This is a genomic window from Paraburkholderia flava (assembly GCF_004359985.1).
Taxonomy (GTDB): Bacteria; Pseudomonadota; Gammaproteobacteria; order Burkholderiales; family Burkholderiaceae; genus Paraburkholderia; species Paraburkholderia flava.
In genome coordinates this window covers 881955-897409 of the sequence record NZ_SMRO01000003.1, presented here as the reverse complement: position 1 = coordinate 897409, position 15455 = coordinate 881955, and the positions used below count along the sequence as shown (strand labels likewise).

14 protein-coding genes are annotated in these 15455 nt (G+C 64.8%); 8 read left to right on the top strand and 6 right to left on the bottom strand.

Going from position 1 to position 15455, the window contains the following annotated elements; translation table 11 throughout:
- Positions 1–17 precede the first annotated feature (17 nt).
- Positions 18–980: a tRNA (adenosine(37)-N6)-dimethylallyltransferase MiaA gene (gene miaA, locus E1748_RS26545; RefSeq protein WP_133650236.1), complete on the top strand. Its 963-nt coding sequence runs from the start codon at positions 18–20 to the stop codon at positions 978–980.
- A gap of 105 nt (positions 981–1085) precedes the next feature.
- On the opposite strand, the gene purM is transcribed toward miaA, so the two are convergent.
- Positions 1086–2141 carry a phosphoribosylformylglycinamidine cyclo-ligase gene (gene purM / locus E1748_RS26540; protein ID WP_133650235.1) on the bottom strand — a complete coding sequence of 352 codons (1056 nt, stop codon included), beginning with the start codon at positions 2139–2141 and terminating at the stop codon, positions 1086–1088.
- A 170-nt stretch (positions 2142–2311) separates the two neighbouring features.
- Here purM and E1748_RS26535 point away from each other — a divergent pair, with 170 nt between their 5' ends.
- The 7 genes from E1748_RS26535 to panB are packed head-to-tail and all read left to right on the top strand — an operon-like array spanning position 2312 to position 8621.
- Positions 2312–3391 (top strand): AI-2E family transporter, encoded by a 1080-nt coding sequence (locus E1748_RS26535; RefSeq protein ID WP_133650234.1) that lies wholly within the window; start codon positions 2312–2314, stop codon positions 3389–3391.
- Positions 3392–3426: 35 nt separating this feature from the next.
- Positions 3427–4170, top strand: coding sequence for a DnaA regulatory inactivator Hda (gene hda / locus E1748_RS26530; RefSeq protein WP_133650233.1), 744 nt, complete (start codon positions 3427–3429; stop codon positions 4168–4170).
- An 11-nt stretch (positions 4171–4181) separates the two neighbouring features.
- Positions 4182–4868, top strand: coding sequence for a histidinol-phosphatase (locus E1748_RS26525; RefSeq protein ID WP_133650232.1), 687 nt, complete (start codon positions 4182–4184; stop codon positions 4866–4868).
- On the top strand, positions 4865–6460 hold the full coding sequence (gene pcnB, locus E1748_RS26520) for a polynucleotide adenylyltransferase PcnB (protein ID WP_133650231.1): 1596 nt from the start codon (positions 4865–4867) through the stop codon (positions 6458–6460). The genes E1748_RS26525 and pcnB overlap by 4 nt, the downstream gene beginning before the upstream one ends.
- 48 nt (positions 6461–6508) lie before the next feature.
- Positions 6509–7054 carry a 2-amino-4-hydroxy-6-hydroxymethyldihydropteridine diphosphokinase gene (gene folK / locus E1748_RS26515; protein WP_133650230.1) on the top strand — a complete coding sequence of 182 codons (546 nt, stop codon included), beginning with the start codon at positions 6509–6511 and terminating at the stop codon, positions 7052–7054.
- Complete coding sequence (locus E1748_RS26510) at positions 7051–7755, top strand: deoxynucleoside kinase (RefSeq protein WP_133650229.1); 705 nt, start codon at positions 7051–7053, stop codon at positions 7753–7755. The genes folK and E1748_RS26510 overlap by 4 nt, the downstream gene beginning before the upstream one ends.
- Before the next feature lie 50 nt (positions 7756–7805).
- Complete coding sequence (panB, locus tag E1748_RS26505; RefSeq protein WP_133650228.1) at positions 7806–8621, top strand: 3-methyl-2-oxobutanoate hydroxymethyltransferase; 816 nt, start codon at positions 7806–7808, stop codon at positions 8619–8621.
- A 219-nt stretch (positions 8622–8840) separates the two neighbouring features.
- On the opposite strand, the gene E1748_RS26500 is transcribed toward panB, so the two are convergent.
- The 5 genes from E1748_RS26500 to grpE all read right to left on the bottom strand — a co-directional run bounded on the left by E1748_RS26500 (position 8841) and on the right by grpE (position 15336).
- Positions 8841–10733 carry a chorismate-binding protein gene (locus E1748_RS26500; RefSeq protein ID WP_240766792.1) on the bottom strand — a complete coding sequence of 631 codons (1893 nt, stop codon included), beginning with the start codon at positions 10731–10733 and terminating at the stop codon, positions 8841–8843.
- A gap of 79 nt (positions 10734–10812) precedes the next feature.
- Entirely contained in the window at positions 10813–11952 is a 1140-nt protein-coding gene (dnaJ, locus tag E1748_RS26495) for a molecular chaperone DnaJ (protein WP_133650226.1), read from the bottom strand.
- A gap of 263 nt (positions 11953–12215) precedes the next feature.
- A complete protein-coding gene (gene dnaK, locus E1748_RS26490) occupies positions 12216–14177 on the bottom strand; it encodes a molecular chaperone DnaK (protein WP_133650225.1) in 1962 nt (653 codons plus the stop codon).
- A 141-nt stretch (positions 14178–14318) separates the two neighbouring features.
- On the bottom strand, positions 14319–14720 hold the full coding sequence (locus E1748_RS26485) for a thioredoxin family protein (RefSeq protein WP_133650224.1): 402 nt from the start codon (positions 14718–14720) through the stop codon (positions 14319–14321).
- Positions 14721–14766: 46 nt separating this feature from the next.
- Positions 14767–15336 (bottom strand): nucleotide exchange factor GrpE, encoded by a 570-nt coding sequence (gene grpE, locus E1748_RS26480; RefSeq protein WP_133650223.1) that lies wholly within the window; start codon positions 15334–15336, stop codon positions 14767–14769.
- Between the last annotated feature and the right edge of the window lie 119 nt (positions 15337–15455).

The window sequence follows — 15455 nt, the reverse complement described above, 5'->3', positions numbered from 1 at the left end:
TATCCGGCGAAACGCTCATGACGAACTCAACCGACGCCCGCACGCCGGTCGCCTGTCTGCTCGGACCGACCGCGTCCGGCAAGACGGCCGCCGCGCTCGCGTTCGCCGCACAACGTCCGGTCGAAATCATTAGCGTGGATTCGGCGCTCGTCTATCGCGGGATGGATATCGGCACTGCGAAGCCGGACGCCGACGAACGCGCGCGCGTGCCGCATCATCTGATCGATATCGTCGATCCTGTCGACGCTTACTCCGCCGCCGATTTCCGCGCCGACACGCTGCGTCTCGTCGACGAGATCGCGGCGCGCGGTCGCGTGCCGTTGCTGGTCGGCGGCACGATGCTGTACTACCGCGCGCTCACGCAAGGATTGAACGATCTGCCAGCGGCCGCACCCGAGATCCGCGCCGCGCTCGATGCCGACGCCGCACGCGACGGCTGGCCCGCGCTGCACGCGCGACTCGCGGACGTCGATCCCGTCACGGCTGCGCGCCTCGCGCCGAACGATTCGCAGCGCATCCAGCGCGCGCTCGAAGTCTTCATGCTGACCGGCCAGCCGATGTCGGCACTGCTCGCGACGCCGTCGCGCGACGACGAAGCGATCCGCTGGCGCTTCGTGCCGGTCGCGCTGGAACCGTCGGATCGCAGCGTGCTGCACGCACGCATCGAGCGACGCTTCGACGCGATGCTCGCGAACGGTTTTATCGATGAAGTGAAACGGCTACGCGCACGCGGCGATCTGCATCCGGGGTTGCCGTCGATGCGCTGTGTCGGGTATCGGCAGGCGTGGGAGTATCTGGACGGCGCAATCGATTACGACACGATGCGCGACAAGGGTGTGTTCGCGACGCGCCAGCTTTGCAAGCGTCAACTGACGTGGTTGAGATCGATGCCGGAGCGGATCGTCGTGGATTGCTGTGCGGGGGATGCTACTGAGCGCGCGCTTGCGGCGCTCGATGCGGTACTACAAGTGCGCATGTAACCGCTAGAGGGGTGCGGCGACGCCTGAATCAGCGTTCGCCGTAACAGCAAGATGAAACGGGCCGACACAGAAACAACGCAGCGGCCCGCCTCATTCAGAACAACCTCAAACCACCACAGTCTGCGCTTCGCCTTCGCCGCTCTCCCGCACGGTGCCGATCTTCCACACCTGTTCGCCGGCTGCGGACAACAGGCCGAGCGCCTGATCCGCCTCCGCTGCGGACACGATGACCGCCATCCCGATCCCGCAGTTGAACACGCGATGCATCTCCGCATCCGCGACGCCGCCGTGCTTCTGCAGCCACGAGAACAGCGGCGGCAGCGGCCAGCCGCGATGATCGAGTTCGGCGGTGAGGCCCTGGCGCAGCACGCGCGGAATGTTTTCGACGAGCCCGCCGCCGGTGATGTGCGCCATCCCCTTCACGGCGATCTGTTCCATCAGCGCGAGCAGCGGCTTCACGTAGATCCGCGTCGGCGCCATCAGCGCGTCGGCGAGCGAGCGGCCATCGAAGTCCGCGTTCAGATCCGGCTGTGCGCGATCGATGATCTTGCGCACCAGCGAGAAACCGTTCGAATGGATGCCGCTCGACGCAAGCCCAAGCACCACGTCGCCGGGGACGATCGTGCTGCCGTCGATGATCTTGCTCTTTTCGACCGCGCCGACTGCGAAGCCTGCCAAGTCGTACTCGCCGTCGGGGTACATGCCGGGCATTTCAGCGGTTTCGCCGCCGATCAGCGCGCAGCCCGCGTATTCGCACCCTTGCGCGATGCCCTTCACGACCGTCGCCGCCGTGCCGACTTCGAGCTTGCCGCACGCGAAGTAGTCAAGGAAGAACAGCGGCTCGGCGCCTTGCACGAGGATGTCGTTGACGCTCATCGCGACCAGATCCTGGCCGACCGTGTCGTGCCGGTTCAGCTGGAATGCGAGTTTCAGCTTGGTGCCGACGCCGTCGGTGCCCGACACGAGGACCGGCTCGCGGTACTTCTTCGGCACCTCGAACAGCGCTCCGAAACCACCGATGCCGCCCAGCACGCCATCGCGCATCGTCTTTTTGGCAAAGGGCTTGATCGCATCGACGAGGGCGTCGCCTGCATCGATGTCCACGCCGGCGTCGCGATACGACAAACCTTGGGCGTCAGGGGCGGTTTTTGGTTGATTCATGGGGAAGCGCGAGAAGGTCGGTAAAATGCGATTTTACCCGATGCAGGCAGGCAAGCTGGAATTTGCCGACGCGGCGCTCATCTGCCCGTGAATCGCCCATGAACCGCCCGTCACCCGGGCCTTAGCCGCCGTCACGCCGATCCACCGATCCGCTCACCAGGAAATCCGTCTTGCAGCAGAACGCTCCGATTCTTACCCCGTATCAGCGCCGCGCCTTCATCTGGCTTGCGATTGCGCTCGGCACCGGCATCCTGCTGTGGCTGTTGAGCCCCGTGCTGACGCCGTTCCTGCTCGGCGCGATTCTCGCGTACATCCTGCAGCCGGGCGTCGCGTGGCTGGTGCGGCGGCGGGTACCGCGCGGCCTCGCCGCGCTGCTGATGATGCTGCTGTTCGCGATCCTCGTCTCGCTGCTCGTGCTGCTGGTGCTCGCGGTGATCCAGAAGGAAGGACCGCAGTTGCGCCAGCAGGTGCCCGGCTTCTTCGCGCACGCGCACGACTGGGCGCAGCCGAAGCTCGCGATGCTCGGCATCGACGATTCGCTGCTCGATTTTGCGAGCCTGCGCGACATGGTGATGGGTCAGCTGGAAGGCAGCGCGAAAACCGTCGCGTCCTACGCGTGGACGTCGATCCGCACCAGCGGCAACGTGATGATCACGCTGATCGGCAACATCGTGATGGTGCCGCTCGTGCTGTTCTACCTGCTGTACGACTGGAACGCGATGCTCGCGCGCGTGCAGGGCTTCATTCCGCGCCGCTTGCTCGACAAGACGATGCAGATGGCACGCGACATGGACCGCATGCTCTCGCAGTATCTGCGCGGCCAGCTGCTCGTGATGGCCGTGCTCGCCGTGTTCTACGCAGTCGCGCTGTGGATCGCCGGCTTCGAGATCGCGCTGCCGGTCGGCATCTTCACCGGGCTCGCGGTGTTCATCCCGTACATCGGCTACGCGACCGGCCTCGTGCTTGCGCTGCTCGCCGCGCTGCTGCAGTTCGGCAACTGGTACGGCTTCGGCGCGGTCGCGGTGATCTACGGCGTCGGTCAGGTGCTCGAAGGCTTCTTCCTGACGCCGCGCCTCGTCGGCGAGCGCATCGGGCTGCATCCGCTCGCGGTGATCTTCGCGCTGCTCGCGTTCGGCCAGTTGTTCGGCTTCTTCGGCGTGCTGCTCGCGCTGCCGGTCAGCGCGATGCTCACGGTGGCGCTGCGCGAACTGCGGCAGAGCTATCTCGCGAGCACGCTGTACAAGAACTAATTGATTCCAGCCTTTATTTACGCATCGCCCCCATCGTGCTCCGACAGCTGACGCTCGATCTCGGCACCCCGCCGCCATCGACATTCGATAACTTCTTCGCCGGTGCGAACGCCGAACTCGTGACGCGTCTGCGCGAGCTCGACGGCGCGCTCGCGGCCGGTCCAGTCGCCGATCGCACGTTCTACGTGTGGGGCGAAACGGGCAGCGGCCGCACGCATCTGCTGCAGGCGCTCACTCACGAAGCAGCGCCGGGACACGCGCGCTTCGCGGGGCCGCAAAGCAGCCTCGACGCGTTCGCGTTCGATCCGCAGACCGCGCTGTATGCCGTCGACGATTGCGACGGCCTGTCGGCCGCGCAGCAGATCGCGCTGTTCAACCTGTTCAACGAAGTGCGCGCGCATCCGACCAGCGCGCTCGTCGCGGCCGGCAACGCGGCGCCGATCGGTCTCGCGGTGCGCGAGGATCTGCGCACGCGGCTCGGCTGGGGGCTCGTGTTTCATCTCGTCCCATTGCCCGACGACGCGAAGGTCGCCGCGCTGAAACACGCGGCGCGCGAACGCGGCCTGGTACTCGCCGACGACGTACCCGCGTACCTGCTCACGCATTTCCGTCGCGATATGCCGAGCCTGATGACGTTGCTGGACGCGCTCGACCGCTTCTCGCTCGAACAGAAGCGCGCGGTCACGCTGCCGCTGCTGCGCGCGATGCTGGCCGCGCCCGGCGGCATCGAAGATCCGCGTACGGGTCCATTGCCGGCTACCGGCACCCGCTTCAAGTAAAATGTGCCCCCATGGCTAATCTTGCTCTGTTCGACCTCGACCACACGCTCATCCCCACCGACAGCGACCACGAATGGGGCCGCTTCATGGTGAAGCTCGGAATCGTCGACGCGGAAAACTTCGCGCGCGAAAACGACCGCTTCTACGCCGACTACAAGGCCGGCAAGCTCGACATCCACGCGTACCTGCTCGCGATGCTGACGCCGCTCGCCCGCTATTCGCGCGCGCAGTTGAAGGAATGGCACGACCAGTACATGCATGAAGTGATCCGGCCGGCCATCGTACCGGCCGCGCTCGATCTCGTCGGCCGGCATCGCGATGCGGGCGACCTGTGCTGCATCATCACCGCGACGAACGAATTCATCACCGGCCCGATCGCGGAAGTGTTCGGCGTCGACAAACTGATCGCCTGCGAGGCCGAGACCGTCGACGGCCATCCGCAGTCGGCCTACACCGGTCGCCCCACGGGCACGCCGAGCTACAAGGAAGGCAAGATCGTACGCACGGAAGCCTGGCTCGCGTCGCTCGGCAAGACGTGGTCCGATTTCGAACGCAGCTACTTCTACAGCGATTCGCATAACGACATCCCGCTGCTCGAACGGGTCACCGACCCCATCGCGACCAACCCCGACGACACGCTGCGCGCCCATGCGCAGACACGCGGCTGGCGCATCCTCGAACTCTTCCAACCCACGTGATCAAGAAACTCATCCGCAAGCTGTTCGGCCAGGATACGGCAGCCGCTGACGACTCACCGGCGGACTCCGCCCAGACGACAGCAGCAGACCCCTCCCAGGCCTCCGCCGCGACGAAAACGCGCCGCAAGCCGGCGACGAAATCCGCGAAAAACGCGAAGCCCGATCCCGACGTCCCCGTCATCATCCCGTCCGACATCCACGGCATCGATCCGTCGCTGATCTCGCGCAACGCGATCCGCGTCACCGAGGGGTTGCAGCAGGCGGGCTTCCGGGCGTTCATCGTCGGCGGCGCGGTACGCGACCTGCTGCTCGGCGTCGCGCCTAAGGACTTCGACGTCGCCACCGATGCAACGCCCGAACAGGTGCAGAAGCTGTTCCGCCGCGCGCGCATCATCGGGCGGCGTTTCCAGATCGTGCACGTGCAGTTCGGCCAGGAAATCATCGAGACGTCGACGTTCCGCGCGCTGGTCGATCCGCCGGCTGCGCCGAAGGAAGACAGCACTGAAGACGCGCCGCCGCCGAGGCGCCTGCGCCGCGACGAACTCGATCGCCGCACGCATGCCGTCGACGCGAGCGGCCGCGTGCTGCGCGACAACGTGTGGGGCGAACAGCACGAAGACGCGACGCGGCGCGACTTCACGATCAACGCGATGTACTACGATCCCGCGACGCAGACGGTGCTCGACTATCACAACGGGATGGCCGATATCCGCGCGCGTCTGCTGCGGATGATCGGCGACCCGGCGACGCGTTATCGCGAAGATCCGGTGCGGATGCTACGGGTCGTGCGCTTTGCCGCGAAGCTCGACTTCGAGATCGAGGAAGCGACACGCGCACCGATCATCTCGCTCGCCGACCTGATCAACAACGTGCCGGCCGCGCGGCTCTTCGACGAGATGCTGAAGCTGCTGCTGTCGGGTCACGCGCTCGCGTGCCTGCAGCGGCTGCGCAAGGAAGGGCTGCATCACGGGCTGCTGCCGCTGCTCGATGTCGTGCTCGAACAGCCGCACGGCGAAAAATTCATCACGCTCGCGCTGACCAACACCGATGCGCGCGTGCGCGCCGGCAAGCCGGTGTCGCCGGGTTTCCTGTTCGCGACACTGATGTGGCACGACGTGCAGCAGCGCTCGCAACAGAACGCAGCACGCGGCGAATATCCGGTGCCCGCGTTGCACCAGGCGATGGACGACGTGCTCGACATGCAGACCGAGAAGCTCGCGATCCACAAGCGCTTCTCGTCCGACATGCGAGAAATCTGGGGCCTGCAACTGCGTCTCGAAAAACGCGGCCGTGGGGCGCTGAAGCTGCTGGAACACCAAAGATTTAGAGCGGGGTATGATTTCCTCCTGTTGCGCTGCGAATCCGGCGAACTCGACGAGTCGGTGGGAACGTGGTGGACGGAGTTCATCGAAGGAGACATCGCTGCGCGCGAGACATTGCTCGTGCAAGGCGGGAAGGACCGGGCACCCAGAAAACGACGGCGGCGCGGTGGCGCCAGAAACCGCGCACAGGGTGACGGAATGGAGGGCGGTACGACAGCAGACAGCCGCGCAGCAAACGACGTGAGCCCCGGCGGTAGTCACGACGATTGATGCGGCGCCTGCGTTCGACGTCGAACGACAGTTGCAGGAAGTGATGCCATGACGGTTGCCTATCTCGGCCTCGGCGCAAATCTCGGGGACGCGCGCCAGACCCTGAAAGACTCGGTGGTGTGTCTTGCGCAGCAGCACACCATCTCGGTGCTCGCGAAATCGAGCCTCTATCGCACCGCCCCGGTCGACGCGGGCGGCGACGATTACTTCAATTGCGTCGTGAAACTCGATACGACGCTGCCGGTGCGACATCTGCTCGCGCTGTGCCACAAGATCGAACACCACTTCGGTCGAGAGCGTCCGTTTCGCAACGCGCCGCGCACACTCGATCTCGACATCCTGCTGTACGGCGAGCAATCCATCGAAGAAGCCGATCTGATCGTGCCGCATCCGCGGCTCGTCGAACGTGCGTTCGTGCTGGTGCCGCTCGTCGAGATCGAACCCAATCTGATCATTCCGCAGCGCGGCCGCGCCGATGCGTTTCTCGGCGACGTCGCGGGACAACGCATCGAGAAGGTCAAATCGCCGTGCCAGTGCCCGATGCTCAGCGCGCTCGCGGCCAACGGCGATGCCGCCAAAGGCTCCTGCTCATGAGTACGCCGCCGCTTACCGTCACCGCGCCGGCACTGCGTCCGCCGTTTCGTTATCTGGCGATCGAAGGGCCGATCGGCGTCGGCAAGACGTCGCTCGCGAAACGGCTCGCCGGACGCTGGTCAATGAACACGCTGTTCGAGCGGCCGCAGGACAATCCGTTTCTCGAGCGCTTCTATCGCGACACGAGCCGCTACGCGCTCGCCACACAGCTGCACTTCGCGATGCAGCGCGCGCAGCAGGCGCAGGAAGTTGGTGCCGCGTATGCGACCGGTACGCCGCTCGTCGCCGATTTCATGACGCAGAAGAACGAGATCTTCGCGCGCCTCACGCTGCCCGACGACGAGTGGCAGCTGTATCGCTCGCTTGCCGCGCGCATCGACGCGCCGGCATCCGAAGGCAGTCCGCGTGGCGCGCCTTCGCCGGACCTCGTCGTGTATCTGCAGGCCAGCCCCGAGGTGCTGTTCTCGCGTATCCAGAAGCGCGCGATCCCGATGGAGCTGCAGATCCCCGACGCGTACCTGCGCGCACTGTGCGACGCGTACAACGACTTCTTCTACCATTACGACCGCACGCCCGTGCTGACGGTCAACGCCGAACATCTGAACCCGCTCGATTCCGACGCGGATCTCGCGCTACTGATCGAACGCATCGAGACGATGCGCGGGCGCAAGGAATTCTTCGTCAAGGGCACGTCGCTTTAATCGACGGCGCGCTGCACGACACCTCCAACGTATTTTCAACGGATTTCCTCATGACCTATCTGCAGGAAGCGAGCCGGCACGCGATCACCGTCCCGAAGCTTCAGGCGATGCGCGACGCCGGCGAAAAGATCGCCATGCTCACCTGTTACGACGCGAGCTTTTCCGCGCTGCTGGATCGCGCGGGTGTCGACGTGTTGCTGATCGGCGATTCGCTCGGCAACGTGCTGCAAGGCCACACCACCACCTTGCCGGTTTCGCTCGACGATATCGCGTATCACACGGCCTGTGTCGCCCGCGCGCAGCCGTCGGCGCTGATCGTGTCGGACCTGCCGTTCGGCACTTACGCGACGCCCGCCGATGCATTCGCGAGCGCAACCCAGGTGATGCGCGCCGGCGCGCAGATGGTGAAGCTCGAAGGCGGCGAATGGCTCGTCGATACGGTGCGCTTTCTGGTCGAGCGCGCGGTGCCGGTCTGCGCGCACGTCGGACTCACGCCGCAATCGGTGCATGCGTTCGGCGGCTTCAAGGTGCAAGGCAAGACCGAGGCCGGAGCGAGCCAGCTGCTGCGCGATTCGCGCGCGCTACAGGACGCGGGCGCGCAGTTGATCGTGATGGAGGCAATCCCGACGCAGCTCGCCGCCGACGTCACGAAGCAGTTGCGCATTCCGACGATCGGTATCGGCGCGGGTGTGGACTGTTCGGGTCAGGTGCTGGTGCTGCACGACATGCTGGGTATTTTCCCAGGCAAGCGGCCGCGCTTCGTGAAGGATTTCATGCAGGGACAGCCGAGTATTTTCGATGCGGTATCGGCGTATGTGCGTGAGGTGAAGGATGGAGCGTTTCCTGGGGCGGAGCATACGTTTTGATTTGGGGTGAGGCTGCGGCGAACGGTTCGCGCCGGGGCGTGGCGACATGCGCAGGTCGCGCAGCATCGCTGCGCTCTTTCTGATTCCCGGGTAAGGCCGCCGCGCTGACGCATGGCAACGCGCGCAGTTGCGACGCAGCGTACGGTTCGCCACTTTCTGAACGAGCCCGCGTAATAGCGGTAGCGACCAAATGGCTGCAGCGCGACGCGCGCTGTGCCTCTAGGTTGTAACGATGCGCGCAGCCAACGCGCCGCGTAGCGCGTTGCAGATCACCAGCGCATCGGCGCGCAGCAGATCGGCACGCGTCAGCACACGTTCTTCTGCCTGCCATGCCGGATCGTCGAGCAGCACTGAGCGCATCACGCCGGGCAACACACCTGCCGCGAGCGGCGGCGTCCACCAGCGACCGTCGAGCTTGACGAACACATTCGAACGCCCTCCCTCGGTCAGTTCGTCGCGCTCGTTGAAGAACAGCGTGTCGAAGGCGCCGTGCGTTTCCGCTTCGCGCCAGGCGCGATCGTAGTCGGCGCGGCGCGTCGACTTGTGGAGGAGCAGCAGATCGTCGGCCCGCGTCGCGGCGAACCCGTGATCCGGCCCGAGCAGCACACCCACCGTCTCGCTCTGCAACGGTGCAAGCGGTGCGGCGACGATCTGCGCGATACCCGCTTTACCCAGCGCAAGCCGCACACGATGTGCAACGCCTGGCGGCAACGCCGCACACTGCTCGTCGAGTCGTGTGCGCACCGCTTCTTCATCGAACGCGAAGCCGAAGCAGCGCGCGCTTGAAGACAATCGCTTGAGATGCCGGTCGAGATGACGGACGTGCTGCTCGCGCGTCGCGTACATCGTTTCGAAGAGTTCGAAGCCCGGATCGGCGTCGGTCAGGAAGCGGGCTTTCAGCCGGCACTCGGCGTATTCGTCGGCGGCAATGCTGTCGAGCACGATTCCCGCGCCGACGCCCAGCGTGCCGCGCCGCTCGCTACCGTCCGCGTGTGTCGCGTGAAGCGGCACATCGAGCGTCAACGTGCGGATCGCCACCGACAGACAGAAGTCACCGCACGCGTCCTCTTCCGCCGGCGTATCAAGCCAGCCGATCATGCCCGTATAGAGTCCGCGCGGCGTCGTTTCGAGCGTGTCGATCAGCTGCATCGTGCGATGCTTCGGCGCGCCGGTGATCGAGCCGCACGGAAACAGCGCGCGCAGCACGTCGCCGAACGACGCCTGCGGAAGCAGCTTCGCGGTCACCGTCGACGTCATCTGCCACACCGATGCATAGGGTTCGACCGAGAACAGCGCCGGCACACTCACCGAGCCGATCTGCGCGACCCGCGACAGGTCGTTGCGCAGCAGGTCGACGATCATCACGTTTTCGGCGCGGTTCTTCGGATCGTTCGCGAGGAAGTCGGCGGCACGGCGATTCGCATCGGGATCGGTGGAAGTCGGCGCGGTGCCCTTCATCGGCCGCGCGAGCAGCGTGCCGCGTTCGTTGCGCACGAACAGCTCCGGCGAACACGACAGCACCCAGCGATCGTCCGGCAGCGCGGCGAGTACGCCGTACGGCACCGGCTGACGCGCACGCAGCCGTCGATAGAACGCGAGCGGCATGCCGAACGCGTCGAACGTCATCCGGTACGTGTAGTTGACCTGATACGAGTCGCCGTCGCGCAGCGCTTCGTGAATGCGGTCGATCGCGTCGGTGAATTGCGTCTGGTCGACGCTTTCGCGCAGGTTCGCCGCACCGGCCACCGACGGCTGCTCCGCGCCGCCGTCGCGTTGCGCGAGCCATGCATCGACCGCGTCGCGCGACAGATGCTCGCAGCGCGAGAACAATAAAAAACGCAGCGAGGCGTCGCCCGGCTGCGTTTGTATTTTCGGTGATGCGTGTGAATCGCGATCGCGGCTGCTGGACAGGTCGAGATCGCGACCGAACTCATAGTCCCCCAGCACGACCGCGTGCAAACCTTCGCGCTGACCCGCCGTGACTGCGACGCCAACCGCGTCGAGCGCGGCGCCGTTCGCTTCCGCGCACACATGCTCGCGCACGAAGCCTGTGTACAGGCGGCTCGTCGGATGCTGCGCGGTCGACGCGCTGTCGTCCAGCAGCACGAACATGGCATCGCGTTCGTGCTGCTCGTTAGCTGTCGTCGGGACTCCCGGCATGACCATGTTCACCCCGCGTGACCGCTGACGCTCAATCGAAGAAGCTCTTCACCCGATCGAACCAGCTCTTGCTCTGCGGGCTATGTCGCGCCCCGCCTTCCACCAGCGACTTCTCGAACTGCTGCAGCAGTTCGCGCTGCTGCTCGGTGAGCTTGACCGGCGTTTCGACCTGAACGTGCACGTACAGATCGCCCGCGATGCTCGAGCGCAGACCCTTGATGCCCTTGCCGCGCAGACGGAACGTCTTGCCCGACTGCGTGCCTTCCGACACCGGGAAGCTCGCACGACCGGCAAGCGTCGGCACTTCGATCTCGCCGCCGAGCGCTGCGGTGGTAAACGGAATCGGCATCTGGCAATGCAGGTCGTCGCCGTCACGTTCGAACACCGTGTGCGACTTGATGTGGATTTCCACGTACAGATCGCCCGACGGACCGCCGTTGATCCCCGGCTCGCCGTTGCCGGCCGAGCGGATCCGCATGCCGTCGTCGATGCCGGCCGGGATCTTCACTTCGAGGGTCTTGGTTTCCTTGGTCTTACCCGCGCCGTGGCAGTGCGTGCAAGGCTCGGGAATATACGTGCCGGTGCCGTGGCACTTCGGGCAGGTTTGCTGGATGCTGAAGAAACCCTGCGACATCCGGACCGCGCCGGAGCCGTTACAGGTCGGGCAGGTTTCCGGCTTCGTGCCGGGCTTCGCGCCGGAACCGTGGCACACCTCGCACGATACCCAGCTGGGTACGCGGATCTGCGTGTCGTAGCCGTGCGCGGCCTGTTCGAGCGTGATCTCCATGCTGTAGCGCAGATCGGCACCGCGATACACCTGCGGACCGCCGCCGCGTCCACCGCGCGCAGCACCGCCGGCCGCCTGGCCGAAGATGTCGCCGAAGATATCGCCGAACGCATCGGCGAATCCGCCGAAGCCCTGCGCACCAGCGCCGCCCATATTCGGATCGACGCCCGCGTGGCCGTACTGATCGTAGGCGCCACGCTTCTGCGAGTCCGAGAGCATTTCATAGGCCTCCTTCACCTCCTTGAAACGCTCTTCCGAATCCTTGTTGTCCGGATTGCGGTCGGGGTGATGCTTCATCGCGAGCTTGCGATAAGCCTTCTTGATCTCGTCGTCGCTCGCGTTCTTCGCGACGCCCAGAACCTCGTAGTAATCCCGTTTCGCCATATCGGTTCAGCGCCAGCCGCGCGGTACAGCGCGGCGGCTCCTGTTGAATGCTGGAGTCTCGCGACTCGTCCGGACACCGCGCGCACTGCCGTTTGCACGACGCACGCAGCGACCTCCACAAAACAAACGTGCCCGGGGAGCCGGAAGGCTCGCCGAGCGTGGTAACCGGTCATGCGCCCGATCAGCGCAGACCTTCTTGCAGCCGGCCATGCGCAGCGGTGCTGCGCATGGTGTCGTCGTTGTTAAACGCAACGCAACCGGCCTTAGTCTTTCTTCACTTCCTTGAACTCGGCGTCGACGACATCGTCTTCCGGCTGGCCGGCACTCGCACCTGCCGAAGCACCGCCCGCCGCACCGGCAGCACCCGCCGCCGCGCCTGCTGCACCTTGCGCTGCCTGCATGTCGGCGTACATCTTTTCGCCGAGCTTCTGCGACGACGTCGCCACTGCTTCGATCTTCGCGTCGATCGCCGCCTTGTCGCTCGCGCTGCTCTTCAGCGTTTCTTCGAGATCCTTCAGCGCCGCTTCGATCTTTTCCTTCTCACCGGCTTCGAGCTTGTCGCCGTATTCGGTGAGCGCCTTCTTCGTGCTGTGGACCAGCGCGTCGCCCTGGTTGCGGGCATCGGCCAGCTCACGCAGCTTGTGATCTTCTTCGGCGTTCGCTTCCGCGTCCTTCACCATCTTCTCGATCTCGGCTTCCGACAGACCCGAGTTCGCCTTGATGACGATGCGGTTTTCCTTGCCGGTGGCCTTGTCCTTTGCGCCCACGTGCAGGATGCCGTTCGCGTCGATGTCGAAGCTCACTTCGATCTGCGGCACGCCGCGCGGCGACGGCGGAATGCCTTCGAGGTTGAACTCGCCGAGCAGCTTGTTGCCGGCTGCCATTTCGCGTTCGCCCTGGAACACCTTGATCGTCACGGCGCCCTGGTTGTCATCCGCAGTGGAGTACACCTGCGCGTGCTTCGTCGGGATCGTCGTGTTCTTGTTGATCATCTTCGTCATCACGCCACCGAGCGTCTCGATGCCGAGCGACAGCGGGGTCACGTCGAGCAGCAGCACGTCCTTGCGGTCGCCCGACAGCACCTGGCCCTGGATCGCCGCACCGACTGCAACGGCTTCGTCCGGGTTCACGTCGCGGCGCGGGTCCTTGCCGAAGAACTCCTTCACCTTGTCCAGCACCTTCGGCATACGCGTCTGACCGCCGACCAGGATCACGTCGTCGATATCGCTCACCTTCACGCCGGCGTCCTTGATCGCGACACGGCACGGTTCGATCGTGCGTTCGATCAGGTCTTCGACCAGCGCTTCGAGCTTCGCGCGGGTGATCTTCAGGTTCAAGTGCTTCGGACCCGACGCGTCGGCCGTGATGTACGGCAGGTTGATTTCGGTCTGCTGGCCCGACGACAGTTCGATCTTCGCCTTTTCAGCGGCTTCCTTCAGGCGTTGCAGCGCGAGCACGTCCTTTGCCAGGTCGACGCCCTGCTCTTTCTTGAACTCGCCGATGATGTAATCGATGATGCGCTGGTCGAAGTCTTCACCGCCGAGGAACGTATCGCCGTTCGTCGACAGCACTTCGAACTGCATTTCACCGTCAACGTCCGCGATTTCGATGATCGAGATGTCGAACGTGCCGCCGCCGAGGTCGAACACCGCGATCTTGCGGTCGCCCTCTGCGCCCTTGTCCAGACCGAACGCGAGCGCGGCTGCGGTCGGTTCGTTGATGATCCGCTTCACTTCCAGACCGGCGATGCGGCCGGCGTCCTTCGTGGCCTGACGCTGGCTGTCGTTGAAGTACGCGGGAACCGTGATCACGGCTTCGGTGACCGGCTCGCCGAGGTAGTCTTCAGCGGTCTTCTTCATCTTGCGCAGCACTTCGGCGGAGACCTGCGACGGCGCGAGCTTCTGATCGTGGGCTTCGACCCATGCGTCGCCGTTGTCGTGCTTGACGATCTTGTAGGGCATCAGGTTGATGTCCTTCTGCACTTCCTTTTCGTCGAAGCGGCGGCCGATCAGGCGCTTGACCGCGTACAGCGTGTTGCGCGGGTTGGTCACCGACTGGCGCTTCGCCGGCGCACCGACGAGCACTTCGTTGTCGTCCATGTAGGCGATGATCGACGGCGTCGTACGGGCGCCTTCCGAGTTTTCGATCACTTTGACCTGATTGCCTTCCATCAACGCCACGCACGAGTTCGTGGTGCCGAGGTCGATGCCGATGATTTTGCCCATTTTTACCAATCTCCAAAGATTCGATGTGCTGCGGAACGCCTTGCCTGCTGGTTTTCAGGCGTTTTCCGCGTTCAAATTCGTGCCTGCACTTAAGGTAAGTGCAACCGCATCGTTTTCAAGACCTTTTACCCGATGCGGTCTTTAATTTTTTTCAATCGCCGGCGACTCGTTCACCTTAGCTCGCGCCGCCGCGACCGCTGCTTCGAACTGCCCGAGTCCATGCCAGCCGGTCGCGCGACCGAGACGCTTGCCCCGATGGAAAAAGAACCACGTCGGCACGCCGTGCAGCAGAAAACGCCGCCCCAGCTCCCGATGCTCGTACACATTGCTGTGAAACCACCTCAACCCGAGCGCCCGGATCGCGTCCGGCTGCGCCAGCATCGCCTTCTTCGCGATCTCGCAGTTGAAGCAGTCGAGCCCCCAGAAGAACACGACCGTCAGCTGGTCGCCTGCCCCGGCCAGCGCCGCGTCGAACGACTCCGCGGTCACTTCCTGCATGTCGAATGCGGCGAATGCGGTCGCGTCGACGGGAATGCTCGTCATGGCCGGGTCAACTGCTGATTTGGGGAAGTGTGCGAGCCCGCCGGGGTTACTTCGGCTGCGTCACGGTCACGAGCGCCGGCCGCAGCACGCGGTCCGCGATCACGTAACCCTTTTGCAGCACGGTCACAACGGTGTTCGGTTCCTGCTCGGCCGGCACCATCGAGATTGCCTGATGGCGATGCGGGTCGAACTTCTCGCCGACCGGATCGATCGGCACGACGCGACCTTTCTCGAGCGCACCCGTGAGCTGGCGCAGCGTCAGCTCGACGCCTTCGCGAACCTTCACCAGATCGTCCGACGAATGGACGAGTGCAGCCTCGAGGCTGTCGACCACCGGCAGCAGATGCTCGGCGAAGTTTTCGATCGCGAACTTGTGGGCCTTCGTGACGTCTTCCTGCGCGCGGCGGCGCACGTTCTCGGTCTCGGCGCGCGCGCGCAGGAAGCTTTCCTGCAACTCGGCGATCTTCACCTGAGCCTCGGCGAGCGCGGCGGCGGTTTCGTTCGCCGCGTCCGCGGGTTCCTGCTGCTGGGCGGCAGCGGCCTCGGCGGCCTGGCGCTCGGCGTCGGCGGCGGGAGCAGGATTCTGCCCCGCCGGATTCTCTTGCGTGTTTTCCATGTCGCTGAAAGTCATTAGAAATATAAAAACAGAAGCAAAGACAAGGCAGCCAATGTCGTCGCTGCCCTCGCATTGCCGTGTTGTCACGGCGCGACGTCGTTGCGCTCACTGCCGGTGCA